Origin of the sequence: Pseudotenacibaculum sp. MALMAid0570, assembly GCF_040151415.1 — a bacterium.
Taxonomy (GTDB): domain Bacteria; phylum Bacteroidota; class Bacteroidia; order Flavobacteriales; family Flavobacteriaceae; genus Polaribacter.
In genome coordinates, this window is the sequence record NZ_JBDKWF010000046.1 from 254,479 (window position 1) to 275,302 (window position 20,824).

Sequence of the window (20,824 nt, forward strand, 5' to 3'; positions counted from 1 at the left end):
CCTTTAAAAAGTAAAAAACCTTTCCATATTGGAAAGGTTTTTCTTGTAATTTCTTTTTGTTTAAGATGGCTCTTCGCCTTCTAATAACGGAGTGGTTTGTGATACCCAATCTTTTCCGTGCAAGTAGTCGCTATTATCATCTTCAGGATCTACTTTCTTACTATAATCGTAAGCCCATCTGTGAACTTCAGGAATTTTTCCTGGCCAGTTTCCATGTAAATGTTCAACAGGTGTCGTCCATTCAATTGTATTTGAATTCCATGGGTTTTGCGTTGCTTTTTTACCTCTATAGATAGAAATAAAGAAGTTCGCTAAGAAAATCAACTGAGCAATTCCTCCAATCAATGCAAATATTGTAATCACAACATTAGTATCTGCTACATCATCAAACATTGGGAATTCTGTATTTGTATAGTATCTACGTGGTAATCCTGCCAATCCGATAAAGTGCATTGGGAAGAATACTCCGTAAGCCGAAATCATAGTAATCCAGAAATGCCAGTATCCCATCGATTTATTCATCATACGACCATACATTTTTGGGAACCAGTGATAGATTCCTGCGTACATTCCGAAGATTGCTGATACTCCCATTACTAAGTGGAAGTGGGCCACAACGAAATAGGTGTCATGAATATTAATATCTAAGGCAGAATCTCCTAATACCAGTCCTGTTAATCCTCCTGTTACGAATGTAGAAACCAATCCGATGGAGAATAGCATGGCGGGGTTGAGCTGGAGATTTCCTTTCCAGAGTGTTGTTATATAGTTGAATGCTTTTACTGCTGAAGGAATCGCGATTAGTAAGGTTGTAAATGTAAATACAGATCCTAAGAATGGATTCATCCCAGAGATAAACATATGGTGACCCCAAACGATTGTTGATAGGAATGCGATTGCCATAATAGATCCTACCATGGCACGGTATCCAAAGATCGGTTTTCGTGAATGAGTCGATATAATTTCTGAGGTGATTCCTAGTGCTGGAAGTAATACAATGTATACTTCTGGGTGACCTAAGAACCAGAATAAGTGTTCGAATAATACTGGAGATCCTCCTTGATAATGCAAGACTTCTCCACTGATAAATATATCGGAGAGATAAAAGGACGTTCCAAAACTTCTATCAAAGATTAATAATAATGCAGCTGATAATAATACTGGGAATGAAACCACACCAATAATAGCTGTGATAAAGAATGCCCACATTGTTAATGGCAATCTAGTCATCTTCATTCCTTTGGTACGTAGGTTTAAGATTGTAACGATGTAGTTCAAAGATCCAATTAAAGAAGATGCAATGAAAATAGCCATCGATACTAACCATAAAGTCATCCCTGCTCCAGATCCTGGAATTGCTTGTGGTAATGCACTTAATGGAGGATAGATTGTCCAACCTGCTGATGCTGGTCCAGCTTCAACAAATAAAGAGATTACCATGATGATAGATGATATAAAGAACAACCAATATGAAATCATGTTTAGGAAACCTGATGCCATATCACGTGCTCCAATCTGTAATGGAATTAATAAGTTAGAGAATGTACCACTTAAACCAGCTGTTAATACAAAGAATACCATAATGGTTCCGTGTATTGTAACCAATGCTAAGTACATATCAGGACTCATTACACCATCTGTTTGGTGTGGTCCTAAGAAGGCTTCAATAATACTGAATGATTTTTCTGGCCAAGCCAATTGTAAACGGAATAACATTGACATAAAAACTCCAATGACACCCATGATCATCCCTGTAATTAAGAACTGCTTAGAGATCATTTTATGATCTTGACTAAAGATGTACTTAGTTACAAATGTTTCTTTGTGATGATGCTCTGACATAATCTATATCTTTTAAAAATCTTCTTTCTAGTTATTACTTAATTGTTCTGCTAATGTAGGTTGTTTTGACAACCAATCATTATATTCTGCTTCTTCTACAACTACAATCTTCATTTGCATGTTATAGTGAGATGCTCCACAAATCTTATTACATAATAAAATGTAATCGAACTCATACATCTCTTCTTCTCCATTCCTTGTGCGAATCTTATTGATTCCTGCAACTTTTTCAATCACTTCTTCATTTTGTCTCATCTCTTCAGTAGTAAACTTTGGAGTAAAAGCAAATTGAGTTACCATACCTGGAACACAGTTCATTTGTGCTCTAAAGTGAGGCATGTAAGCTGAGTGTAATACGTCTTGTGAACGAAACTTAAACAATACTTTTTTCCCTTTAGGTAAGTATAGTGTTCCTCCTACTTGAATATGTTTATCGTCTTGAGAATTTTTATCAGACATGTCTACTCCTATTGTATTAGTGCCTTCGATAAAGTTTACATTCCCTAAACCTAACGTATTGTCTTGACCTGCATAACGTGCTTCCCAACTAAATTGCTTAGCATAAACTTCAATAACAATTGGGTTTTCATCTTCGCCAACATACATAATGTTATTCCATTGCCATAAACCGTATCCAATTAACCCAACTAATACAACTGCTGGTGTTACGGTCCATATTAATTCTAGCTTGTGGCTATCGGCATAGAACTTAGCTTTATTTCCTTCTTTTCCTCTGTATTTGTATGGAAAATAAAAGATTAAAAATTGTACGATGAACTGAACGATTCCGATTAACCAAAATGAAATATTAAATAAGGTATCGTCATTTTCTCCTTCAATAGAAGCTGATTCTGGAAGCATAACTACATTCATCCAAATCAAGCAATAAATCATCATTGCATACAAAAAGGCTGCAAATCCTAAGAACATTTTCCCTTGGAAATCGTTGTCCTTATCAGTAGCAATAACACTTCTAAAGTTCATGATTCTGGTAATCTGCCAGAAACTTACTCCGATTGCAACACCTATGAATATATAAAATAGAGCTAGCATATTCTTTCGTCTTAATTAATTTTGATTAATGATGATTATCTTCTCCTGAGTGATGTTCAATATTATAATAGTGGAAATGTTCACTCTCTTTCAAGAATGGGTTTCCTTTTGGTACAGGATCTGCTTTTGCAAATGCGCTAAATACAGTGTAAATGAATACTCCTAAGAAGAACAATGTTGCTCCTAACTCAGGGATTCCAAAGCTCCAGCTTCCTCCAACAGTTCCTGGCATGATCATGATAAATAAATCTACATAATGACCTGCTAAAATTACCAATCCTCCAATAATTACAAACCAAGGTCTACTCTTGAAGTCGCTGTTTACCAATAACAAGATTGGGAATGCGAAGTTCATGACTAACATTGATAAAAATAATGTCTTGTATTCGTTAAATCTTAAAGCAAAATAGGTTGTTTCTTCAGGCATATCTGCATACCAGATTAACATGAATTGTGCAAACCATAAGTACGTCCAGAATACAGAGAAACCAAACATGAATTTTGCTAAATCATGAATATGACTATCATTTACTTTTGGTAAATATCCTTTAGATCGTAAGTAGATTGTTACAAATGCAATTACTGTTACAGCACTTACCAATAAAGATGCTAATACATACCATCCGAATAAAGTAGAGAACCAGTGTGGGTCTAATCCCATAATCCAATCCCAAGATGCCATAGATTCAGTTAACATGAATAGTAATAAGAACACTACAGAAACATTGTAATTTTTCTTATATACTTTAATTGTAGTTGCAGTATCTTCTGCAATTGAGTTTCTTCTAATAAACCATCTGTAAGCATTCCAGATAACTAAGTAAAGGATTCCACGAATCATCCAACCTGGAGTGTTTAACCAAAGTGCTTTACCTGCAACAATAGGATCAAAATTCTCGTGCCCTTTTGTAAATGTTCCTTCAGCCATCCATGCAAACAAGTGATTGTAATGCATTCCTGTTAATACGATTAATACTAACATAATAATTGAGGTAGGAACCAAGTTCGCTGTGATTGCTTCCATCACTCTAAATAGAACGATAGACCAACCTGCTTGCGCTACTCTTTGTGCTGCATAAAAAGCCAAGACTAATAATGAGATTCCTAAGAAGAACAATAAGGCTACATAGACTGCAGACCAAGGTCTGTTTTGTAGTTGATGTAAAACATGTTCATCATGAGCAGCATTATGATCAGTACTAGCATGTGCATCTGTTTTGTGATCGTCTTTTTTAGCATCATGGTCTCCACCTTCTTTGTGAGTTGTTTCGGTTTTGTGATCGTCTTTCTTTACATCGTGAGCATCACCATGTCCGTCTCCATGACCACCTTTTTTAGCCATAATTTCTTTAGCCTCTTCTACGGTAGAAGGTGCTGTAAAAAAGCTATATCCGATACTCAATGCTCCAATCAAGATCAAAGCAAGTGAGAATATTTTTAATTTACCTGAGAATTGATACATATCTTTCGTATTCTTCTTTTTGTAATTATTTTGCTAAATCGTTTTTAAGTTTTTCAACGTATTGAACAACTTGCCAACGTTCTTTCATTGTCAATTGTGATGAATGAGATCCCATTAAATTTTTACCATACATAATTACGTGGTAAATACTTCCTTCAGTAATGTTCCTTGCTGGATCATCATATCTTGGAATTCCATTAAACTTATCTCTTTGAGCTAATACTCCTTGTCCGTCTCCTTTTTTTCCATGGCAAGTAGCACAGTAAATTGTGTACATTGCTTTTCCATTTTCAAGATTTACTTCATTCTTCTCTAATGGAGATTTTAATTCTGCTTTCGCTCTATCATAATCTGCTGTAGTGTCTTCGTACTCATAAGGAACATTCCCTCTAGCAATAGTACCAGTAACTGGCTTATTGTTTACCATTCCTTCTTTGTAGATTCCATCAGCTCCGTTAGGGTTGTAAGGAACAGACACATACATATCTGGCATGTATTGTACTTCTCTTTCTTTTTTGTTTGCACAAGCAACTACACTTGCCAAAGCTAAAAATGCGATACTAAATTTTAAATACTTTCTCATTCGTTATGATTTAGTGCGAATCTGCTTCTACTACATTAATTTCTACAGCTCCAGTTTCTTTTAACAAAGCTTTTAATTCTGCTTCGTCTCCGTGAACAGGAATTTCCATTAAGAAATGGTCATCTGTTGTTCTTGGATCTGGGTTTTCAGCTTTTTTAAATGGCCATATTCTACTTCTCATATAAAAAGTAATTACCATCAAGTGAGCAGCAAAAAACACTGTTAATTCAAACATAATTGGCACGAAAGCCGGCATGTTTTCAGCCCAACTAAAACTTGGTTTACCACCTATATCTTGAGGCCAGTTGTCAATCATAGTATACCATGTTAACCAGATAGCTATAGAAAGCCCAGTGATTCCATACATAAAGGATGCTATGGCAATTCTTGTAGGTGCCAAGCCCATGGCTTTGTCCAATCCGTGAACTGGAAACGGACAAAATACTTCTTCTATATGATGATTGGCTGCTTTTACTTTCTTAACAGCTTCTAGCACCACCTCATCATCGTTGTATAATGCGTGAATTACTTTACTACTACTCATGATTACCGTCTCTTAATTTTTTATAATTCTCTCCTGAAGATTTCAAAATTGTTTTTACCTCTGCTTGTGCAATTACAGGGAACGTTCTTGCATACAATAAGAATAAAACAAAGAAGAAACCAATAGTACCGATAAATATTCCTACATCAACAAATGTTGGCTCAAAACGCCACCAAGTTGATGGTAAGTGACCTTTACTTAGTACAATTGCGATGATATCAAAACGCTCAAACCACATTCCGATGTTAATAGCAATCGAGATTAAGAAAGACCAAATAAAACTTCTTCTGATTTTACGAATCCATAATAATTGTGGAATCGCAATATTGAATAAGATTAGTGACCAGAATGCCCATCCGTAAGGACCTGTTGCAGCTCCTAAAGACATATAGGTATAATCCTCATAAGGAGAACCTGTATACCAAGCGATGAAGAATTCTGATGCATATGCTACGGCTACAATACCACCTGTTAAGATGATTACCACGTTCATATACTCGATATGTAAACGTGTAATGTACGCCTCTAAATTTGTTACTTTACGCATTACTCCTAATAGCGTTTGTACCATTGCAAATCCTGAGAAGATTGCTCCGGCAACGAAGTAAGGAGGGAAGATAGTTGAGTGCCATCCTGGATTGATTGACGTTGCGAAGTCCATCGATACAATGGTGTGTACAGAAAGTACTAATGGAGTTGCCAAACCAGCTAACACCAACGATACTTCTTCAAAACGTTGCCAATCTTTTGCTCTACCTGACCATCCGAAAGACAATAAAGAATAAATCTTCTTTTGGAAAGGTTTTACAGCTCTATCACGAATCATTGCGAAATCTGGTAACAATCCTGTCCACCAGAATACCAACGATACAGATAAATATGTTGAAATTGCAAATACATCCCACAATAACGGCGAGTTAAAGTTTACCCATAACGATCCGAATTGGTTTGGAATAGGTAATACCCAATATCCGTTCCATGGACGTCCCATGTGAATTATTGGGAACAATCCTGCTTGGAATACCGCAAAGATTGTCATTGCTTCAGCAGAACGGTTGATTGCCATTCTCCATTTTTGACGGAATAATAATAGTACTGCAGAAATTAAGGTTCCGGCGTGACCAATACCTACCCACCATACAAAGTTGGTGATATCCCAGGCCCAACCAATATTTTTACTTAATCCCCAAACTCCAATACCAGTTCCTATGGTATAGAAGATACATCCAAATCCCCAAAGCATTGCTGCTAAAGAAATATAAAACGCCATGTACCAGTTCTTGTTTGCTTTCCCTTCTATAGGTTTTGCAATATCCTCTGTAATGTCGTGGTAACTCTTTTCACCTAATACTAAGGGTTCTCTTATGGGTGCTTCGTAATGAGACATATGCTTATATCTTAATTTTTAATTACGCTTCGTTTGTATTTCTAACTTTCACTTGATAAATTACATTCGGTTTTGTTTGAATATAATCTACCACTTCGAATGCTCTCTTATCTTTTACCAATTCAGTTACTTCTTCTTCTGGATTGTTAATGTCTCCAAAAACTAAAGCTCCTGTAGCACAAGCTTGAGAACAAGCTGTAGCGAACTCTCCTGTTTCTACTTTTCTTCCTTCTTTCTTCGCTTTCAAAATTGTTGCTTGTGTCATTTGAATACACATAGAACATTTTTCCATTACTCCTCTAGAACGAACAACAACGTCAGGGTTTAATACCATCTTACCGTATTCGTTATTCATATTGAAGTCAAACTCGTTGTTATCAGCATAGTTGAACCAGTTGAAACGACGAACTCTATAAGGACAGTTGTTTGCACAATATCTTGTACCTACACATCTGTTGTATGTCATTTGGTTTTGACCTTGACGACCGTGTGTTGTAGCAGCAACTGGACAAACTGTCTCACATGGAGCATGGTTACAGTGCTGACACATCATTGGTTGGAAAGAAACTTTTGGATTTTCAGCAGATTTCTCCAATACTTCAAACAATTTACCTCCTCTAATTCCTTGATCTAAGGCTTCTTCTCTTGTTTCAACTTCTGAAGAGTAGTAACGGTCAATACGTAACCAGTGCATATCTCTACCTACACGTACTTCGTGCTTACCAACAACTGGTACATTGTTCTCTGCATGACATGCAATCACACAAGATCCACAACCCGTACAAGAGGTTAAATCGATTGATAAGTTAAAGTGATGTCCAATTTCTCTGTTGTGAGCATCCCAAAGATCAATTGTTTTTGCTTCTACTTCTTGGTGGTCATAAGAAACCATTGCTGGTTTGTTCCAAGTGTGTTTTGGGTCAATAGAATGATCGTTATAATCTTTTAAAGAAACTTCTTTTAAAATATCATGACGTCCTGCAATTGTTTTTTGTACTTGAGTACATGCAAACTTATGAACAGGGCCAGAAGTCTTCTCAATGGTTACTCCATATTGAACATTGTTTCCGTTCGCATATAATGGATAAGCATTGACACCAACTTGCATGGCCTCTTTTAGGTTGGTTTTTCTACCATATCCTAAAGCTAATCCAACTGTTCCTGGAGCTTGACCTGGCTGTTTAATTACTGGAACATTCTCAATTGTTACTCCGTTTACAGTAACTTTTGCATAGTTACCATTAATCGCACCATTGTCTTGCACAGGATTCTCAAAACCTAATGCTTCACAGTCTTTAATAGAAACAGTCAAATAATTATCCCAAGCAGCTCTTGTAATTGGATCAGGGAATTCTTGTAACCAAGGGTTGTTAGCCTGACTACCATCACCTAATGCAATAGAAGAATATAAGTTTAATTCAAAACCAGAAACTTTAGTTGCATTTAAAGCGCTTGCAGCAGCATTTAAATCTACTGAGGCTTTTGCAACATTTGTAGCTCCTTCTTTCTTGAAGAAACCATCGTGCAATGCTTGGTTCCAAGATTGACCTCCTAATACATTAGCAGACCAGAATCCTTTTAAATAATCGTAATACGAAGTTGTATTTCCTGACCATTTTAATAGAACATCTTGAAGTTGTTCTGTTTTGAATAATTTTTGAATGGTTGGTTGCATTAATCCATAATGACCTTCAGACATCATTACATCTCCCCAAGACTCTAAGTAGTGAGACATTGGTAATGCATATTGAGTAGCATTGGCAGTATCATCATTTTCAACTGACATTGCTACTGATAATTTTAAGTTTTTAATTGCTGCTGCTAAATCTGCACCTGCTGAAGTATTGTAAACTGGATCTACATTATAAGTAATCAATCCGCTTACTTTTCCTGCTTTCATATCAGCAATTGCTTGTGCTAAATCAGCATCATTTCCTTGTCTTATATATAAAGGAGTAGCAGCATCAAATACTTCACTTTGTAATGCATCATTAATAGCAAATGCGATTAATTGTGCGTTTTTATCGTTTGATCCAGAAACCACAACTGCTTTTGACCCTGCTTTTTTCAAAGCAGCTGCTGCAGCTTTTACTTCTGCGTCAACTGGAGTTGATTTAGATGGTAAACTTGATCCTGTAATCTCGTTGTATAAGTTTATTAAAGCAAAAATCTGATCTGAAGATTTTGTAACCACACGGTTGTCTGCATTGGCTCCTGTTAAAGACATGTTTGCCTCAAACTGAACATGGTAAGACATGTGTCCAGAATCTGGATTTCTACTTATTGAATATCCTTTTTCAAAACCTCCGTGCCAGTCTGCTAAGAAATCGGCTCCGAAAGAAACAATTGCCTGTGCTTTATCGAAATGATAATTTGGCAATGCTCTTGTTCCAAACATTGCTTCAAAAGCATCTGCTGCACCACTTTCAGAAATGGCATCGTAAGCAACATGTTTTACATTTGGATAGGCTGTTATAAATTCAGAAATAATTTGCTGTGTAGAAGGACTTGCCAATGTTCCTGTTAATAAAACAACAGGTTCGTTTGCATCTTTAAACTGCGCTAATTTAGCTCCTATTTCTTTATGAGCAGCTTCCCAAGTAATTGCTTGCTCACCTTTTCTAGGTTCTTTTAAACGAAGTTGCTCATCATATAATGATAAAACAGATGCTTGAACTCTTGCGTTGGTTACTCCGTTTGCCTCTTTATTAGGCATCACTAAAATAGGACGACCTTCTCTTGTTTTTACCAAAAGATTAGCAAAATCCTGACCATTAGCGATAGAAGTAGCATACCAATCTGCAACCCCTGTAATAGTATCATCAGGTTTTACAACAAAAGGAATTGATTTTCTAACGGGTCCTTCACAAGCTGCTAATGTTGCAGCTGCAGTAGTGAATCCAACATATTTTAAGAAATCTCTTCTTGAGGTTGATGAATTTTCTAGCGTTTCTTTATCTCCTAAAAATTCATCTGTAGGAATTTCTTCTACAAACTCATTCTTGCTTAACGTCTCAACGATAGAAGGGTTTTCTATCTCTACAACGCTTTGCCAGTATTTTTTGTTTGAAGCCATTTATATTCGAATTTATCTTCTTTCTATTGATTAATAATGACACTTACCACATTCTAGTCCTCCTAATTGTGCAATTGTAACTTGCTCAACTCCATACTTCTCAGCTAATTGCTTGTGGACTTTTTGGTAGTAATCATTTCCTTTTAAGTTTACATTTGTCTCTCTATGACAGTCGATACACCATCCCATTGTTAATGGAGAAAACTGATATAATTCTTCCATTTCTTCAACTGGTCCGTGACATTTTTGACATTTTAATCCAGCCACTGTTACGTGTTGTGAGTGGTTGAAATATGCAAAATCAGGTAAGTTGTGTACGCGAATCCATTTGACAGGCATTGTTTTTCCTGTATACTCTAACGTTTCAGAATCCCATCCGGCCGCATTGTAAATCTTTTGAATTTCTTTATCTAAATCTTCTTTGTTGTAGATTCTATCTTCAGTAATAACTTTAGTATCTTCTGCAACTTCAGAGATGTTTTTATGACAGTTCATACAAACGTTTACTGAAGGAATTCCAGAAGTTTTACTGTGTTTTGCTGATGAGTGACAGTATTGACAATCTATCTTGTTATCTCCAGCGTGAATCTTATGCGAGAACATGATTGGTTGCATTGGTTGATATCCTTGATCTACACCTACTTTAAATAGGCTTCCAAACAAGACATATGCAATTACCAATAACATGAAAATTGTAAAGGAAACATGTAAGAACGTGTTTTTCTTAATTCCTTCCCATACTTCTTTTAGTGTTCCTAACGCTCCTGGTGTTTTTGGTGCTCCTTTTAGCTCACTGATTGTTTTTAACAACGCAGCAATGATCATAAATGCAGCAACAATAATACCTGCTAAGATGTACCACAACCACTTTGGAATTTCCGACTGAACTACTGGAGGATTATTCGAGTCTTTTGACCCGTTGTCAATTTCTCCAACAGTTGTGTAATATAAGATATCATCTATTTGTTGATCAGATAGTTGTGGAAAAGCAGTCATTACAGAACCTTTATACTCATTGAAAATATCAATGGCATCCTGATCTCCAGAAGCTCTTAATGCTGCATTATCTTTAATCCATGCTTTTAACCATTCATTATCTCTTCTATCTTCTACGCCTCCTAAGGCAGGTCCGATGAATTTTTTATCCAACTTATGGCAAGAAGCACATAAAGACTTGAATAATTTTCTACCTTCTTTTTGGCGCGCTTCATCAACAGCATCTTGTGCTATTGCATTGAAACTGAAAGAAAATAATAATAGAAATGTAAAACTCTTAAGAAGTACTTTGGCTAGTCGATTGTGTAGATCTACACTTTTCATATTTACAAACTATAGTTTAGTGTCTTGTTGCTTAAAATCCTAACTAAATAGAGGTACAATTACCCCACCTAATTAGTTGCACAAAAGTACTACATATAACTAAATTTTGAAATGCAAAAGGAATGTTAAATTCTAATTTATAATAGTTCTAAATAAAGTTTTTTTTCAATTTATTTCTACTCAAGTCGTTACTTTTGTACACAACATTTTTTTTATGAGAAAATCGATTCTAATTTTTTCTTTTTTGACTGTTAGTTTTTTGTCTTTTCAAAGCGTTTACAGTCAAGATCAAAAAACTGACAATGAGCTTATTAGCGATCTTATTTCTAAAAAGAAAGACTTCAATAAAAAGTTTGGTTATGGTTTTAGAATTCAACTCTACAATGGTTTTGAAGTAGAAGCCAAAAAAATGGAGGCTAAGTTTAGAATTGAATTTCCGGAAATCAAAACATATCTTTCTTACAGACAACCAGAGTGGATTATTCAGATTGGATTGTACAAAACACAATTAGAAGCCGATAGAGCTTTGAATGATTTAGAACTTAAAAGAAAGTTTGGAGCTGGGGTAATTGTTGTTCCTTTAGGGAAATAAAAAAACCGCAAAATCTTTCGATTTGCGGCTTCTATTCAACAGTTTAATGTTGTTATTTTAATTTTTTCTTCACTGCTACTTCTTGATAAGCTTCAATAGTATCACCTTCTTTGATATCGTTGTAGTTCTTTATTTGAAGACCACAATCGTACCCTTTGGCAACTTCTTTAACATCATCTTTAAATCGTTTCAAGGAAGCTAATTCACCTGTATGAACTACAATTCCGTCTCTAATAATTCTAATTAAAGAGTTTCTGAAGATCTTACCTGTCATTACCATACATCCAGCTATGTTTCCAATTTTAGAAATCTTGTAGACTTCTCTAATTTCTACATTTCCTGTAACTTCTTCTTTCATTTCTGGCGATAGTAATCCTTCCATTGCATCTTTCAGATCATTAATCGCATCATAGATAATTGAATAGGTTCTAATATCTACTTCTTCTTTATCTGCTACATTTCTCGCGTTTCCTTGAGGTCTTACATTAAATCCAACGATAATAGCGTCTGAAGCTGATGCTAATAACACATCAGATTCTGTAATTGCTCCTACTCCTTTGTGTAAGATATTTACTTGAATTTCTTCTGTAGATAATTTTTGGAACGAGTCTGTTAAAGCTTCAACTGAACCATCAACATCTCCTTTTAAGATAATATTCAACTCTTTGAAGTCTCCTAACGCAATACGTCTTCCAATCTCATCAAGTGTTAATGTTTTCTGAGTTCTTACAGATTGCTCACGTTGCAATTGAGAACGCTTGGTAGCAATTTGTTTTGCTTCACGTTCGTCTTCAAACACATTAAATTTATCACCAGCCTGAGGAGCTCCGTCTAAACCAAGTATGGATACTGGTGTTGAAGGACCTGCTTCTTTTAAATTATTTCCTTTATCATCAAACATAGCTCTTACTTTTCCACTATGTTTACCTGCTAAAATATAATCTCCAATTTTTAGAGTTCCCGCTTGCACCATTATTGTAGACACATAACCTCTTCCTTTATCTAAAAGAGCTTCTACTACTGTTCCAACAGCATTTTTATTTGGATTTGCTTTTAGCTCTAAAACTTCAGCTTCCAACAATACTTTTTCTAATAACTCATCAATTCCTTGACCAGTTTTTGCTGAAATGTCTTGTGATTGGATGTTTCCTCCCCATTCTTCGATTAATAAATTCATCGAAGACAATTGTGTTTTTACATTATCTGGGTTAGCATTTGGTTTATCAATCTTATTAATCGCAAAAATAATAGGCACTCCTGCAGCTTGAGCGTGTGAAATTGCTTCTTTGGTTTGAGGCATCACGTCATCATCAGCTGCCGCCACAATAATTACTAAATCTGTAACTTGAGCTCCACGAGCACGCATTGCTGTAAAGGCCTCGTGACCAGGTGTATCTAAAAAGGCTATTTTTTCATCTCCAACATTTACAGCATAAGCTCCAATGTGTTGGGTAATTCCTCCTGACTCTCCATCAATTACATTTGCTTTTCTGATATAATCTAGTAACGATGTTTTACCATGATCTACGTGACCCATTACTGTAATAATTGGTGCACGTTTTACTAAATCTTCTTCTTTATCTTCTACTTCTGAAATTGACTCTTCTACTTCAGTACCTACGAATTCTACAGTATAGTTAAATTCTTCTGCAACAATAGAAAGTGTTTCTGCATCTAATCGTTGGTTCATGGTTACCATCATACCTAACGACATACATGCAGAGATGATATCTGTTACGGGAACATCCATCATAGTTGCAACCTCACTAACAGTTACAAACTCAGTAGCCTTTAAGACTTTGCTTTCTGCTTCTGCTGCTTGTAATTCTGCTTCTGTTTGTTGACGGTGAGCATCTCTTTTCTCTCTTCTATATTTTGCTCCTTTACCTTTTGAAGACTTCCCTTGAAGTTTTTCAAGAGTTTCTCTTACTTGTTTTTGGATTTCTGCTTCTGACAGTTCTTCTTTTTGAACTACAGGCCTTCTTTGTCCTCTTCTGTTATTTCCTCCTCTATTCTGACCTTGCCCTCTATTCTGTCCTTGTCCTCTATTTTGATTGTTTTGGTTTGGCGCTCCTGGTTTGCTAATTCTTTTTCTCTTTCTCTTAGAAGCATCATTATTCTGATTGGAATTAGCCTTTTCTTCTGGCTTTTTCTTTGCCTTTTCAAATTGTTTAAGGTCAATCTTTTTACCTGTTAATTTAGGTCCATCTAATTTCTTATACTGAGTTTTGATGGTTTCTGAAGGTGTATCTCCTGAAGCCTCTTCTTTAGGAGACTCTACTTCTTTAACTGGTTCAACTTTTGGTTCTTCTTTCTTCTCTTCTTGAACCTCTTCTTTCTTCTCTTCTACTTTAGGTTCTTCTTTAACAACCTCTTTTTCTGTAGTTGCTTCTTTCACCTCTTCTACAGGTTCTTGTTTCACTGGAGCTGGTGTTGTAGGTTCAATTTCAATTTTACCTACAGTTTTCAACTCTAGCTTTTCAGCTTTAGCTTTAAGAACTTCTTCTTTTTTCTCTTCTTCTTCTCTCTTTTTTTCAAGTTTGGCTTCTAGTTCAAGTCGAATCGCTTCTTTTTCTTTTCTCTTTTCTTCGCCAACTTCTTTTGATGCAGCTTTTTTATTTGCATCTGTCTCGAAACCATCTAAAAGTACTTGATATACTTCACCTGATATTTTAGTAGTGGGTCTTGCTTCAATTTGGTGTCCATTTTTAGCAAGATATTCCACTGCTCTATCAAGAGAAATATTCAATTCTCTAAGCACTTTATTTAGTCTCATTGTTTTGCTTTCCGCCATAAACTCTATTAACCTTTGTTTGTAAAAGTATTATTTTTTTATTGATCGCTTATTCTTCGAATTCTTCTTTTAAAATTCTTTGAACATCTACAATAGTTTCTTCTTCTAAATCGGTTCTTTTAATCAATTCTTCAACTGATGTTTCAAGAACGCTTTTCGCAGTATCTAAACCAATGTTTTTAAACTCTTGGATTACCCAACCTTCGATTTCATCTACAAATTCTGTTAACTCTACATCTTCTTCTTCGATTCCTTCTCTTTGAACATCGATTTCATATTTTGTTAACTCACTTGCCAAACGAATATTTACTCCTCCTTTTCCAATTGCTTTGGATACTTCTTCAGGTTTTAAGAACACATTTACACGTCCTTTTTTACCATTTTTCTCTTCTTCATAAGCTTCAATATCCATAGAAACAATCTTCGCAGGACTTAATGCTCTAGCTATGAATAATTGTTCATTCTTAGTATAGTTGATTACATCTATGTTTTCATTTCCAAGCTCACGCACAATTCCGTGAATTCTAGATCCTTTCATACCAACACAAGCTCCAACTGGATCGATTCTATCATCATAAGAATCTACTGCAACTTTAGCTTTCTCTCCTGGGATTCTAGCAACTCCTTCTACAGTAATTAAACCATCAAAAACTTCAGGGATTTCTTGCTCAAATAATTTTACCAAGAAATCTGGAGACGTTCTTGAAAGAATAATTGCAGGTTTATTTCCTCTTAACTCTACAGTTTTGATAACCCCTCTTACAGAATCTCCTTTTCTAAAGAAATCAGATCTAATTTGCTCGCTTTTAGGTAATACAATTTCATTTCCTTCATCATCTAACAAGATAATTGCATTATGACGAATGTGATGAACTTCTGCGCTGTATAAATCTCCTTCTAAATCTTTGAACTGTTTGAATACATTAGTGCTATCATGTTCATGGATTTTAGAAATCAAATTTTGACGCAATGCCAAAATAGCTCTTCTTCCTAAATCTATTAGTTTTACTTCTTCAGAAACATCTTCTCCGATTTCAAAATCAGGCTCAATTTTCTGTGCAGCAGATAATTCGATTTCTTCATTTTCGTCTTCAACCTCTCCGTCGGCTACTACGATTCTATTTCTCCAAATCTCTAAATCTCCTTTATCTGGATTGATGATAATATCGAAGTTTTCATCAGACCCGAACTTACGCTTTAAAGCCGCTCTAAATACTTCTTCTAAGATAGACATCAATGTTACTCTGTCTATACTTTTAATATCTTTAAACTCTGAAAACGAATCTATTAACGCTATATTTTCCATTGCATATTCTACTTAAAATGTAATCTTCACTTTTGCTTCTTTTATATTCTCGTATGCTATTGTAGCATGTTTCTCTACTGTTACTTTTCCTTTTCCTATAGGTTTTGGCTCTCTTGTTTTCCACTGCAAAGAGATTCCTTTATCATCAACATTTACTAGAGTTCCTTCAACTTCTCCTTCAACTGTTTTCACTTTTAAAACCCTGTTGATGTTTTTCTTGTATTGACGTTCTACAGTTAACGGTTGTGTAATATCTGGTGATGTTACCTCTAACGCGAAGTCATCTTCTTCTCTATCTAAATTATGCTCTACATGTCTACTAATTCGAACACATTCTTTTAGAGAAATTCCTTCATCTCCATCAACAATCACTTTTATCTTATTACTTGGTAAAAAACTTAAGTCTATAAGAAATAACGAATCGTTTTCTTCAACTGCTTCTTTCACCAATCTCCTCACTAACTCTTGATCCATAATTAAGGTATAAAAAGAGGGGACTTTACGTCCCCTTCTTCCTCGTTTTTCGTGATTTTCGCTGCAAATATACTAACTACTTATTTAATAACCAAATGCCTCTAATTCAATTATTTTTTGTAAATTTAAGCTGGTACTGATAATTTCAATTAACCTTCCCTCTATACAACTATTAAATATATGTTCGTTATGAGTAAAATATTGGTTCCAGTGGATTTTTCTGAAAAATCCGAACATGCTGTGAAGCTTGCAGCTAAAATGGGGAAGAAAACTAACAGTGAAGTTTATTTATTACACATGGTTGAACTACCTTCTGGAGTAGTTGACATGGGTGCTGGGAGTAATTTTAGCATTCCTGAAAGCATGATGTATCTTAGAAAGGTTAAGGAAAAAATCTTGGCTCTAAAAGAGGAGTATTTTTCTAAAAAATGCACTGTGAAGCACGCCATACGCTTTCAACATCCTTATGAAGGTATTAGAGATTATTCCAAAAAAATTAACGCAGACATTATCATTATGGGGTCTCAGGGCGTTTCTGACTTTGAAGAAATGATTATTGGTTCTAACACAGAAAAAATAGTGAGAACCTCTGAAGTTCCTGTAATTGTTGTAAAGTCTGACACAACCAAATTCAAATTCAAAGATCTTGTGTTTGCATCCAACTTTAAGAATGAAAGCAAAGCTGCTTTTCAAAAGTTTCTAGGTTTCGCTAACTTGTTTAAAAGCAAAATTCATTTATTGAAAATAAACACCATTGGTAAATTTGAGAGCTCTTCAATAAGCAAAGAAAGAATAAGAGAATTCATTCAAGGTTTTGATTTACCCAAAAGCACAATCAATGTGTATAATGACAAATCTGTTGCGAAAGGAATTACAAATTTTTCTAAAGAAATAGATGCAGATTTAATTGCTTTGAGCACTCATGGTAGAAGTGGACTTTCAAACTTATTTAATGGAAGCATCACAAAGAATGTTTCAAAAAGTGTGTTACGACCTGTAATCACATTTAAATTATAGATAAAAGCAAAAAAAAATCCCGATTCTAAAGAATCGGGATTTTGTTGGCCCACAAGGACTCGAACCTTGAATAACGGCACCAAAAACCGGTGTGTTACCATTACACCATGGGCCAATGCAATAATGCGGGTGCAAATTTAAATCAAAGTTTTAATACTGCAAAAATTTTATTGAGTTTTTTGATTTTAACAAACTTTTAGTACCTAGTTCATCTTAATAGAAGCTTTGGAAACGTTTTTTCTACGATAAATTAGTAAATTCGCCACCATATACTAGTATGACTATGACATCAGAAAACTTCAAAAAATGGAATCTCATCTTAGGCTGGGGTTCTTTTATTGTAGCTCTTATTACTTATACACTTACATTAGAGCCAACCGTTAGTGCATGGGATTGTGGGGAATATATCTCTACATCTGTAAAGCTTGAGGTAGGTCACCCTCCAGGCGCACCTTTATTTCAAATGCTAGGAGCATTCTTTGCAATGTTTACAAGTGACGTAACAAACATTGCCATGATGGTGAACTTCATGTCTGCTTTGGCTAGTGCATTTACCATTTTATTTATGTTTTGGACCATCACTAATTTGGCTAAAAAGTTAGCAACCAAATCCGGTGAAATTTCTGAAAGCTCACACATTGCGATTCTTGGTAGTGCCTTAGTGGGTTCTTTAGCTTATACTTTTTCTGATAGTTTTTGGTTTAGTGCTGTTGAAGGAGAGGTATATGCAATGTCATCTTTCTTGATGGCTATTCTCTTTTGGCTTGGTTTAAAATGGGAAAGCGAAATAAATACTCCTAGAGGAAATAAATGGCTCGTTTTAATAAGTTTTGTTGTAGGGCTTTCTTTTGGAGTACACATCTTATCTCTTTTGGTGATTCCATCAATTGTCTTACTATATTTCTTTAAAACATACCACACCATCAACTTCAAGACAACTGCCATTGCTACTGTTGTTTCAGTCTTAGTACTAGCATTTGTTTTTAAATTTCTATTTCCATTTACTTTAAAATTCTTTAGCGCTTCAGAATTATTTTTCATCAATTCTATAGGGCTTCCATATAATTCAGGTTCAATTATTGCTGGAATTATCCTAGTTGCAGTTTTTTATTTTGGATTGAACTTCACAAGAAAAAAACAAAAAGTAATTGCCAATACACTAATTCTTTCGGTACTATTTATAATGATTGGGTTTTCTTCTTGGCTGATGTTGCCCATAAGAGCAAACGCTAATACAACCATTAATGAAAACGATCCTTCTAGTGCAAGAGAATTGTTGGCTTACTACAATAGAGAACAATATGGTGATGCAAATGTTTTTTATGACACCTATTATTCGAATGTATACAGAAGAGAACAAGATTCTAAAAATCCAACTAGGGACGACAAACCTAAATACGAAAAGAAGAATGGAAAATATGTGATTGTAAATAAATACAAAGATGTTTTACCAAATTATTCTGACAGACACAAAGGTTTCATTCCAAGAATGACCAGCACTAATGACCAGTCTATAAACATCTATAAAGCTATTACTGGCATCCCAAAAAATAGTACGCGAAGACCTACTTTTGGCGAGAACTTAAAGTTCATGTTGGATTATCAGTTTGGTTATATGTACGGCCGTTATTTTATGTGGAATTTTGTGGGTCGTCAAAACGACATACAAGGACAATTAGATAAATTTAATGGAAACTGGTTAAGTGGCGTTCCTTTTGTAGATAATGCTAGACTTGGGCCGCAAGAAAACCTTCCTTCCGATGTTTTAGAAAATAAAGGAAGAAACAAATATTATTTCTTACCTCTAATCTTAGGGCTTATTGGATTACTCTATCAAATTAGATGGGATAAACAGAATTTTTATACACTACTCATCTTCTTTATGTTTACTGGATTTGCAATTATATTTTACACTAATCCTAAACCTTTTGAACCTAGAGAAAGAGATTATGCGGTAGTTGGGTCTTTTTATATTTTCGCCATATGGATTGGTTTTGGAGTTTATGCTTTATACAATAGCTTTAAAAAATACGCGAATCAAAAAACCGTAGCATCTGCCGTAACCTTTGTTACTTTATTAGCAGTTCCTACTTTAATGGCATTTCAAAATTGGGATGATCATGACCGTTCAAATAGATATACTACGCATTTGAATGCTCAAGCATATTTAGAATCCTGTGATCAGAATGCAATTATGTTTACCATTGGTGATAATGACACATTCCCGTTATGGTATATGCAAGAAGTAGAAGGTGTGCGTACAGATGTTAAATTGATAAACACTAGTCTTTTTGCAACTGATTGGTATATCGATCAAATGAAAAGAGCTACGTATGATGCTCCTCCTATTCCTTCCCAATTAGAACACGATCAGTATCGATATGGGACTTTGGATGTTGCCTATTATTTTGAGGAATTATTCCCTCAATACAAAGATTCGGTGATGAATATCAAGACTTTCATGGAATGGATTGAGAGTGATAATAAGCGAACTTTTTTCGACTTAGACGATGATGGAAATCCTGAAAAAGTATTACTTACAAGTAATATTAGAATTCCTGTTAACAAAGAAAACGCTCTTAAATATGGAATTGTTGCACAGAAAGATGCGGATAAAATGGTTGACTACATCGACATTAAAATTGGTAGAGGACTTACTAAAAATAGAATCTTAATGTTAGATATCTTGGCTAATTTTGATTGGAAACAATCTATCTATTTTACTGGCGGATCTAATGATGATGAAGAGTATATCTGGCTAAGAGATTATTTACAATTGGATGGTATGTCATACAAACTGGTGCCAATCAAAACCAAAGATGAAGGAATGTTTGAAATGGGTAGAATTGATAGTGAAAAAATGTATGCAAACATTCAAAAGCTCAATTGGCGAAATATTAATGACGGAAAAATCTACTTAGACGAACAAACAAAAAGGAATGCTATTTCTTTGCGAAATAATCTTATGAGATTAGCTCAACAGTTTGCTATAGAAGGTGATACATTGAGAGCTGAAGAAGTTTTAGATCTCTCTTTAGAGAAAATGCCTATTAAAGATTTTGGTCATTATAGCCTTTCATTAGGATATCCAGAAATCTATTACTTATTAGGGAAAAAAGAGAAGGCTAGAAAAAATGCTGAAGTCTTATTTCAAATTTTTAAAGAGCAATTAAACTGGCATGCAGAATTCTCTGGCAGTCAGGCAGAATGGGTTCAAAAAGAAGTTGAAAACAATCTTTATATGCTTGGTAATGTTATGAGGCAAGTAAGGACATTTGAAAACGATAGCGATTTCTTTAAAAAATTAGACCTTGAATTTAGAGATACCTTAAATCTACTAGGGATCAAACTTCCTTCAGAAGAGGATCAGTAAA

At 35.0% G+C, this 20,824-nt stretch carries 14 protein-coding genes and 1 tRNA gene; 3 read left to right on the forward strand and 12 right to left on the reverse strand.

From position 1 onward, the window contains the following. Positions 1-60: 60 nt before the first annotated feature. Genes AAON49_RS05850 through AAON49_RS05885 form a run of 8 tightly spaced genes read right to left on the reverse strand, consistent with a single transcriptional unit; the run spans position 61 to position 11,267 of the window. Positions 61-1,842: a cytochrome c oxidase subunit I gene (locus AAON49_RS05850; RefSeq protein ID WP_349553313.1), complete on the reverse strand. Its 1,782-nt coding sequence runs from the start codon at positions 1,840-1,842 to the stop codon at positions 61-63. Positions 1,843-1,869: 27 nt separating this feature from the next. Further along, positions 1,870-2,895, reverse strand: a complete 1,026-nt coding sequence (locus AAON49_RS05855) for a cytochrome c oxidase subunit II (protein ID WP_349553314.1) — start codon at positions 2,893-2,895, stop codon at positions 1,870-1,872. Between the two features lie 25 nt (positions 2,896-2,920). Continuing rightward, positions 2,921-4,357, reverse strand: coding sequence for a quinol:cytochrome C oxidoreductase (locus tag AAON49_RS05860; protein ID WP_349553316.1), 1,437 nt, complete (start codon positions 4,355-4,357; stop codon positions 2,921-2,923). 25 nt (positions 4,358-4,382) lie between these two features. Beyond that, on the reverse strand, positions 4,383-4,940 hold the full coding sequence (locus tag AAON49_RS05865; RefSeq protein WP_349553318.1) for a c-type cytochrome: 558 nt from the start codon (positions 4,938-4,940) through the stop codon (positions 4,383-4,385). Positions 4,941-4,950: 10 nt separating this feature from the next. Beyond that, entirely contained in the window at positions 4,951-5,484 is a 534-nt protein-coding gene (locus AAON49_RS05870; RefSeq protein ID WP_349553320.1) for a DUF3341 domain-containing protein, read from the reverse strand. After that, positions 5,477-6,871, reverse strand: a complete 1,395-nt coding sequence (gene nrfD, locus AAON49_RS05875; protein WP_349553322.1) for an NrfD/PsrC family molybdoenzyme membrane anchor subunit — start codon at positions 6,869-6,871, stop codon at positions 5,477-5,479. The genes AAON49_RS05870 and nrfD overlap by 8 nt, the downstream gene beginning before the upstream one ends. 22 nt (positions 6,872-6,893) lie before the next feature. Next, positions 6,894-9,947 (reverse strand): TAT-variant-translocated molybdopterin oxidoreductase, encoded by a 3,054-nt coding sequence (locus tag AAON49_RS05880; protein ID WP_349553323.1) that lies wholly within the window; start codon positions 9,945-9,947, stop codon positions 6,894-6,896. A gap of 30 nt (positions 9,948-9,977) precedes the next feature. Further along, entirely contained in the window at positions 9,978-11,267 is a 1,290-nt protein-coding gene (locus tag AAON49_RS05885; RefSeq protein WP_349553324.1) for a cytochrome c3 family protein, read from the reverse strand. Positions 11,268-11,481: 214 nt separating this feature from the next. Here AAON49_RS05885 and AAON49_RS05890 point away from each other — a divergent pair, with 214 nt between their 5' ends. Next, positions 11,482-11,859: an SPOR domain-containing protein gene (locus tag AAON49_RS05890; RefSeq protein WP_349553325.1), complete on the forward strand. Its 378-nt coding sequence runs from the start codon at positions 11,482-11,484 to the stop codon at positions 11,857-11,859. Positions 11,860-11,911: 52 nt separating this feature from the next. On the opposite strand, the gene infB is transcribed toward AAON49_RS05890, so the two are convergent. From infB to rimP, 3 genes are read right to left on the reverse strand one after another with little or no spacing between them, the layout of a single operon-like run. Then, on the reverse strand, positions 11,912-14,653 hold the full coding sequence (infB, locus tag AAON49_RS05895; protein WP_349553326.1) for a translation initiation factor IF-2: 2,742 nt from the start codon (positions 14,651-14,653) through the stop codon (positions 11,912-11,914). A gap of 49 nt (positions 14,654-14,702) precedes the next feature. Continuing rightward, on the reverse strand, positions 14,703-15,959 hold the full coding sequence (gene nusA, locus AAON49_RS05900; RefSeq protein ID WP_349553328.1) for a transcription termination factor NusA: 1,257 nt from the start codon (positions 15,957-15,959) through the stop codon (positions 14,703-14,705). 12 nt (positions 15,960-15,971) lie between these two features. Continuing rightward, positions 15,972-16,433: a ribosome assembly cofactor RimP gene (gene rimP, locus AAON49_RS05905; protein WP_349553330.1), complete on the reverse strand. Its 462-nt coding sequence runs from the start codon at positions 16,431-16,433 to the stop codon at positions 15,972-15,974. A gap of 189 nt (positions 16,434-16,622) precedes the next feature. Between rimP and AAON49_RS05910 the strand changes: the two genes are divergently transcribed. Beyond that, positions 16,623-17,450, forward strand: coding sequence for a universal stress protein (locus AAON49_RS05910; RefSeq protein WP_349553331.1), 828 nt, complete (start codon positions 16,623-16,625; stop codon positions 17,448-17,450). A 44-nt stretch (positions 17,451-17,494) separates the two neighbouring features. Here the strand turns inward: AAON49_RS05910 and AAON49_RS05915 are convergent. Further along, positions 17,495-17,565 (reverse strand) — tRNA-Gln (locus AAON49_RS05915). A gap of 168 nt (positions 17,566-17,733) precedes the next feature. Between AAON49_RS05915 and AAON49_RS05920 the strand changes: the two genes are divergently transcribed. After that, on the forward strand, positions 17,734-20,823 hold the full coding sequence (locus tag AAON49_RS05920; protein WP_349553332.1) for a glycosyltransferase family 117 protein: 3,090 nt from the start codon (positions 17,734-17,736) through the stop codon (positions 20,821-20,823). Position 20,824 lies beyond the last annotated feature (1 nt).